Here is a 6,373-nt window from a genome sequence, read left to right as displayed (position 1 = left end):
AGGCCACAGGCTGCACGGGGCGAGAACTCAACCCCGGCGCTGCTCCGGTCGTACGCGATGTATAACCGCCCCGGGCCCGCCGGCATTCCGCGAACCCGCCCCCAGCGAGAGTTGATCAAGCCCAAAAAACCTCGCACATTTGGCGGGCCCGGGACACCGGTCACCTGACAGCCGTTGTCGGACCCGGCGTCATTGCGGTCAGATGGGTTTGATGAGCATTATCGGCGCGCCCACGGCGATGTCGACCGGTGGTTGGACGAGTACGGCGACGACCGTGCCGGAGATGTCCGAGGGGACCTCGGTATCGATCTTGTCGGTGGACACCTCGCATACCGCCTCACCGGCGCGTACGGCTTCACCGGTTGATTTGTGCACCGACGTGACGGTAGCGGTTCTCACCGACTCCCCGAGCCACGGCATCACAACGGCCACGGTTTCGGACTCGCTACCGGAGGCGGGCTGAACCGCGGGGACGGCCGGTTGTGCGGGCGCGGGCAAGGGAGATCGGCCGAGCGCTCCTCGCAGGAGGGAGACTGCCGCCGCGGCGGACAGCAGCCCGCACATGACAAGCAGGGTCCGGAGACGCAGATGTTCGTGCGCGACAACGTCAACCGCCACGTACGGCATCACCAGCCAGAACCACCATCGCCTGACGCCCTCGGACCAGCTCACCGGAAGGGTCGGTCGTCGAGGCCGGAGCGGCCGGCGGAGGGCGATGTTCGCCGCGAGTACGGCGGTCACGACGAGAGCGACGACATCCGACACGATCAGCAACGTAGGACGTGACGTCAACGCTCCACCGCACCGAGTTTCGGCCGGGCATGCGGTGGGTGGCCGGGAGGTGTCGTCTTCGGTCTGCACTGGCGCCGTCCCGAGCGGATGGTTATCGTGCCGACGACGCCCACGAGGCTCCACCCACCGTCATTGGAAGGCACGTAATGACCTCTCCCTCCGGCCCGTCCCGACGCCAGCTTCTGGTCACCGCGGCGGCTGCCGCCGCGGCAGCACCGCTGGTCGCCGCCGCTCCGGCCCAGGCGCACCGGCCCACGAAGCCGAAGAGCTGGGACCTCACCGTCCTGGGCACTTCGGACACTCACGGTAACGTCTACAACTGGGACTACTACAAGGACGCCGAGTACGACGACAGCGCCCACAACGACATCGGCGTGGCGAAGCTGACCACCCTGGTCAAGCAGATCCGCAAGGAGCGGCGGGGCAAGGCGACCCTGGTGCTGGACGCCGGCGACACGATCCAGGGCACGTCGCTGGCGACGTACTACGCCAAGCAGGAGCCGATCACGTCGACGGGCGAGAAGCACCCGATGGCGCGGGCGATGAACGTGCTCGACTACGACGCGGTGACGCTGGGCAACCACGAGTTCAACTACGGCCTGCCCCTGCTCGACCTCTGGATCCGGCAGCTCGGGTTCCCCGCCCTGGCCGCGAACGCGGTCAACGCGCGCACCGGGAAGCCGGCGTACACGCCGTACATCATCAAGAAGGTCGACCTCGGCGCGGGCGCACCGACCCTGCGGGTTGGCATCCTCGGTCTGACGAACCCCGGCGTGGCCATCTGGGACAAGGGCAACGTCGAGGGCAAGCTCAGGTTCGAGGACATGATCGCGACCGCCGCGAAGTGGGTGCCGGTGATGCGCCAGCGCGGCGCCGACATCGTGCTGATCTCCGCGCACGGTGGCGACAACGGTACGTCGAGCTACGGTCCGGAACTGCCGAACGAGAACCCGGTCGCGCTGATCGCCCAGCAGGTTCCCGGCATCGACGCGATCCTCTTCGGCCACGCGCACAACGAGGTGGTCGAGCGGTTCGTCACCAACACCGCCACCGGTGTGCAGGTGCTGACGTCGGAGCCGTCGCGGTGGGGCCAGCGGCTGACCCGGATGGACTTCACCCTCACCCGGGAGCACAACTGCTGGAAGATCACCAGCAAGCACGCCACCATGCTGAACACGAACACGGTGGTCGAGGACCCGAAGGTCCTCGCGGCCGTACGCGCGCAGCACAACAAGACGGTCGCGTACGTGAACCAGGTGGTGGCCACCTCAGCGGTCGAACTGCCCGCGACGGAGTCCCGCTACAAGGACACCCCGATCCTCGACTACATCAACAAGGTGCAGACCGACGTCGTCGGCGCCGCCCTGGTGGGCACCGCGTACGCGAGCCTGCCGGTGCTGTCGATCGCCGCACCGTTCAGCCGTACGGCGGTCTTCCCGGCCGGTGACGTGAAGATCAAGGACGTGGCCGGGCTCTACATCTACGACAACACCCTCGAGGCCGTGCTGATCAGCGGCGCGGAGGTGAAGGCGTACCTGGAGTACTCGGCGAAGTACTTCCGGACGCTCGGCCCGGGTGCCCCGGTGGACCCGGCGACGATCAACGACCCGTCGGTGCCGGACTACAACTACGACACCATCTCCGGCGTCGACTACGACATCGACATCAGCCGCCCGGTCGGGCAGCGGATCACCCGCCTGGCCCACCCCGGTACGGGCATCCCGGTCGCCGACGGTGACCAGTTCGTGATCGCGGTGAACAACTACCGGCGCAGCGGCGGCGGCAACTTCCCCGGCATCGTGAAGACCCAGATCTACAACCAGCAGCAGGAGATCCGCCAGCTGCTGATCGACTGGGCACAGGAGAAGGGGACCATCGACCCGGCCGACTTCTTCGTACCGAACTGGCGCCTGGTACGCGAGGGCGTCCCGGTCGAGTTCCCGAGCTGACCTGCTTCGACGTGCACGGCGGTGGTCCTCACCCGGTCGGATGAGAACCACCGCCGTCGCGGTATCCGGGGCATCATCGATGCGTCCCGACCAGGTGACTTCCCCCTACCCTGCGGCGTTGCGCAGCATCCAGTCGTCTTCGCCGCCGGCCGGCGCCGCCCGGTCCGGGCGTTGGCCGGTCTCGACCAGTTGGACGTGGTCCTCGGGCCGTACCCGGGCGGGTAGCCGTCCGAACCGCACCTGCCGCAGGTGGGCCAGTTCCTCGTCGGTGGAGCGTCCCTCGGGTTCCTGTTCGGTCGCCATAACGGCCTCCTCGCTCCTGTCCAGTGTCCACCGCAACGACCGTCGGCGACCACCCGGTGACTGATTCGCGTCACCGGGTGGAGGAGTCTGAAAACGCCATCGGTCACGGGCAGTGCGCGTACCGGGTGTGCCGTTAGGGTGCATCAGGTGCCAGGGGGAGGAAACGGAAGGTGCACGGGTTGAGCGGGGACACCGATCCGGATTTCGGACGACTGTGGGCCGAGGCCGACGACCTCGCCCGGCGGGTGGGCACGGCGAGCGATCCGGCGGCCCGCTACCGGGGCAGCGATCCGGACGACGTGGTGACCGTTCAGGTGGACGGCGACGGCCGGGTCCGTCACGTACGGGTGGACCAGGGCTGGCGCCGGGTCGGTGGCGCGGTCGGGCTCGGCTCGGCCGTACGGGCCGCGATCGAGTCGGCGGCGCTGGACCGGCTGCGTGAGCTGGACGCGAGGCTCTCGGAGGGGCTCGTGACACCGGACCCGCCGCAGCCGGCACCAACTCCGCCGTCGGCGTCCGCTTCCCGGGACCGGTCGGTGGACGAGCTGGTCGCGGCGTTGTCGGAGCGGCCGGATGCGGCGGCGACGGTCGAGGCGATGCGGGAGATGGTGCGGATGCTGCACGACCTCGACGCCGATCTCGACGTGTTGTCGCGGCAGGTCGCCGACCGGCAGACCCGGTCGTACGACGGGCGGGACGCGGGCCGGCACGTGACCGTACGGATCACCGGGGACGGCGCTCCGGTCGGCGTCGAGTACAACTCGCAGTGGCTCTACGACACCCACGAGGTCAACATCGGCCGGGCGACCCTGGAGGCGTTCGAGGAGGCGTACCTGGTGGCCGGTCGGGAGACCGTGCAGGGGCTGGTCGCCGACAGCCGGGTCGGTGCGTTGGGCCGGCTGGCCGGCGACCCGCTGGAACTCGCCCGCCAGTTGGGACTGTACCGCCGACCGTGACCGGCGCCGACCGAACGTCCGCCCGGGTCCGGCCGGGTCACCCGGCCAGCCAGCGATTGTGAGGAAAGACCGTGCCACCGAGCAAAGAGCAGATCGAGGCGTCGATCGCGGCCCTGCACGAGGGTGCCCGGTCCTGGGGCCGGCACGCCTACACCATGGACGCCGCGTCGAAGTCGGCCTCGGCGCAGAGCCTGGGTCCGTTCGAGCTGTCCAGCCTGGCGTCGCTCACCGGTCTGGTCGAGACGTACGGCGAGTTGCAGGAGAAGCTGGCGCGGCTGCTGCGCGAGGGCGCGGCCAACTTCGACGCGATCGGTTCGGCGTTGCGTACGGCAGCCGACGGTTACGAGGCCGACGAGCGGGACGCGGTGCACCGGATGCGCGGCATCTACTAGTGGACCGCGCCATGGGCGACCCAGCTGCGGAAAAGGACGGTGTGTGATGGCTCCGAGCCCCGGTGAGCAGGAGTTCCGCGAACTGATCGAGGAGTTCGAGGCCGCGCTGAAACGCGTACAGCAGAAGACCGAGGAGATCGTCGACAATGTCAACCGGGTGCTGTCGAAGGTGCCCGGCTTCGTCGGCGACGGGATCCGCGAGTCGACCGAACGGTTCGTCTCCCTGATCAACAAGATCTACGCGGAGCTGAACAGGTACATGCTCAAGCCGGGGTGGCCCCCGACGCTGCTGCGGGTTGGCAACGCGTGGGCGGACGACGTCGGGTCTCCGGTCAGTGCGCTCGCCGGGGCGGCTGACCCGGACAAGTCGGCGATCCTGGACGAGTGGAAGGGACCGGCGGCGGACGCGTACAAGCGGATGCTGGGCGCGCAGCTCAAGGCCATCACCTCGATCAAGAAGGACTTCACCGACGCCATCCACAGTGCGCTGACGGCCACCGCCGCGGCGATCGTGGTCTGGTGGGGTTCGATCCTCGTCGCGATCACGGCCCTGGTGGGCGGCCTGATCGGCGCCGCCGCGTCCACCGCCTCGGTGTTCGGTGCGCCGGCCGGACCGTTCATCGCGATCGCGGCGTGTCTGGTGTTCCTGACCGCCCTGACCGCGGGAACCGGCACCCTCTACGGGGTGACCGCGGTGCAGGAGGGCAATCTCCGGGACCGGATCAACGAGTGGTTGGCCTTCGACGGGCACCGGTGGCCGGTCTCCGCTGCCGACAAGATCTCCGACGGCTCTCTGCGGGACAAGGCTCCGGCGGTCGCGGACGGCACGGACTGGCGCCTGGAGCCATGACCGGGCAGATCGGCGCGGACGGCCGTCGGCGCGCCGCCCGGAAGCGGGCCGCCGTCGCGGGCGCGCTGCTCATCGGGTACGCGGTGCTGCTGGCCTTTGTCGGCTACCTGCTCGGCATCGACGCGGTCGGGGTGCTGATCCCGGTCGCGGTGGCACTCGGTGTAGGCGTACTGGGGTGCGTACCGGTGCTCGTCGCGAACCTCCGCCTGGCGGCGGGGGCGACCGGTGGCCGGTGGCTGCTGTGGAGCACGTTCCTGTTGACCGGGCTCGCCGTCGGCGGGCTGTTCGTGGTGGGCGCGTTCGAACTGATCGCCGGGGATGCGGCGGTCGGGGGGATCGCGAGCGGGGCGATCGTGCTGGTGCTCGGTCCCCTGGTGCCGGCGGCCCTGTCGTTCTCCGCGACGGACCGCCGATGACTCCGGCCGAGTCCGACGGGCTGCTGGCGGGTCTGCTCGGTTTCGGTTGTCTGGCCGCGGTCGCGGTGCTGGCGCTGCTGGTCGTCCTCGTCCTGCTCGGCCGGCGGCGCAACGGGCAACGCCGGGACACGCTGCGGCGGTGGGCCGGCCGCAACGGTTGGGTGTACGTGCCACTGCCCATCGTGGACTGGGGAACGAGGCTGCCGGGTGGCAACCGGGCCGGTGTCGCGGTTGTCGTGTCCGGGGTGGTCGCCGGTCAACGGGTCAGTGTTGCCGAGTACAACCACACCGAGACGTACACCGGCACGGGTTCCGACGGCATGGGTGGCACCACCAGCACGACGTCCAGCCACAGCCACCCGTACGTGGTCGTGGTGGTGCACCTGGGGCACGCGTACCCCTCGGTGGAGGTGTCGCCGCGCGGCCCGGCGGCGCAGGTCGGGCGCGCCCTGGCCGGCGGTGGGGGCGCGGTCACCGGTGACCGGGACTTCGACCGGGCGTTCCGGGTCGAGGGCGACCCGGTGGCGGTGCGGTGGGTGCTCTCCCCCGCCCTCGTCGCCGCGCATCTGGCCGGGTCGGTGCCGCCGTGGATCCTGCACCAGGGCGAGCTGATGACCTACCTGCCGGGCCGGCTGGACCAGGTGGACCGCATTCCGGCGCTGGCCGAGCCGCTGACCCGGGTGGCGGCGATGCTGCCCCGGCTGAACTGACACGG

The 6,373-nt window shown here is 69.8% G+C and carries 8 protein-coding genes; 6 read left to right on the top strand and 2 right to left on the bottom strand.

Translation table 11 applies throughout. The features are described from left to right. Nucleotides 1-198: 198 nt before the first annotated feature. Nucleotides 199-420 carry a biotin/lipoyl-containing protein gene (locus ACWEFB_RS34530; RefSeq protein ID WP_452292245.1) on the bottom strand — a complete coding sequence of 74 codons (222 nt, stop codon included), beginning with the start codon at nt 418-420 and terminating at the stop codon, nt 199-201. A 518-nt stretch (nt 421-938) separates the two neighbouring features. On the opposite strand from ACWEFB_RS34530, the gene ACWEFB_RS34525 reads away from it, so the two are divergent. After that, nucleotides 939-2,741 (top strand): bifunctional metallophosphatase/5'-nucleotidase, encoded by a 1,803-nt coding sequence (locus ACWEFB_RS34525; RefSeq protein ID WP_452292241.1) that lies wholly within the window; start codon nt 939-941, stop codon nt 2,739-2,741. A 105-nt stretch (nt 2,742-2,846) separates the two neighbouring features. Here ACWEFB_RS34525 and ACWEFB_RS34520 read toward each other — a convergent pair whose 3' ends face one another. Then, the gene (locus tag ACWEFB_RS34520) at nt 2,847-3,044 is read right to left on the bottom strand and encodes a hypothetical protein (protein WP_326558277.1); all 198 of its coding nucleotides are present in this window, start codon (nt 3,042-3,044) and stop codon (nt 2,847-2,849) included. Nucleotides 3,045-3,223: 179 nt separating this feature from the next. On the opposite strand from ACWEFB_RS34520, the gene ACWEFB_RS34515 reads away from it, so the two are divergent. From ACWEFB_RS34515 to ACWEFB_RS34495, 5 genes are all read left to right on the top strand, one after another. Next, nucleotides 3,224-4,000 carry a hypothetical protein gene (locus ACWEFB_RS34515; RefSeq protein ID WP_452292239.1) on the top strand — a complete coding sequence of 259 codons (777 nt, stop codon included), beginning with the start codon at nt 3,224-3,226 and terminating at the stop codon, nt 3,998-4,000. A gap of 71 nt (nt 4,001-4,071) precedes the next feature. Continuing rightward, entirely contained in the window at nt 4,072-4,392 is a 321-nt protein-coding gene (locus ACWEFB_RS34510) for a hypothetical protein (protein ID WP_452292237.1), read from the top strand. Nucleotides 4,393-4,438: 46 nt separating this feature from the next. After that, a complete protein-coding gene (locus ACWEFB_RS34505; protein ID WP_452292235.1) occupies nt 4,439-5,242 on the top strand; it encodes a hypothetical protein in 804 nt (267 codons plus the stop codon). Next, on the top strand, nt 5,239-5,658 hold the full coding sequence (locus tag ACWEFB_RS34500; protein WP_452292233.1) for a hypothetical protein: 420 nt from the start codon (nt 5,239-5,241) through the stop codon (nt 5,656-5,658). Before ACWEFB_RS34505 ends, ACWEFB_RS34500 begins: the two co-directional genes overlap by 4 nt. After that, nucleotides 5,655-6,368 (top strand): hypothetical protein, encoded by a 714-nt coding sequence (locus tag ACWEFB_RS34495; protein WP_452292231.1) that lies wholly within the window; start codon nt 5,655-5,657, stop codon nt 6,366-6,368. The genes ACWEFB_RS34500 and ACWEFB_RS34495 overlap by 4 nt, the downstream gene beginning before the upstream one ends. Nucleotides 6,369-6,373 lie beyond the last annotated feature (5 nt).

The sequence above is a fragment of the Micromonospora sp. NPDC004704 genome (assembly GCF_053601675.1).
This window is presented reverse-complemented; position numbering and strand designations above follow the sequence as displayed.

Excerpts from the sequence above, each read along its gene's own strand:
- ACWEFB_RS34530 (WP_452292245.1), bottom strand. The coding sequence starts at position 420 with ATGCCGTGGCTCGGGGAGTCGGTGAGAACCGCTACCGTCACGTCGGTG.
- ACWEFB_RS34525 (WP_452292241.1), top strand. The coding sequence starts at position 939 with ATGACCTCTCCCTCCGGCCCGTCCCGACGCCAGCTTCTGGTCACCGCG.
- ACWEFB_RS34520 (WP_326558277.1), bottom strand. The coding sequence starts at position 3,044 with ATGGCGACCGAACAGGAACCCGAGGGACGCTCCACCGACGAGGAACTG.
- ACWEFB_RS34505 (WP_452292235.1), top strand. The coding sequence starts at position 4,439 with ATGGCTCCGAGCCCCGGTGAGCAGGAGTTCCGCGAACTGATCGAGGAG.
- ACWEFB_RS34500 (WP_452292233.1), top strand. The coding sequence starts at position 5,239 with ATGACCGGGCAGATCGGCGCGGACGGCCGTCGGCGCGCCGCCCGGAAG.
- ACWEFB_RS34495 (WP_452292231.1), top strand. The coding sequence starts at position 5,655 with ATGACTCCGGCCGAGTCCGACGGGCTGCTGGCGGGTCTGCTCGGTTTC.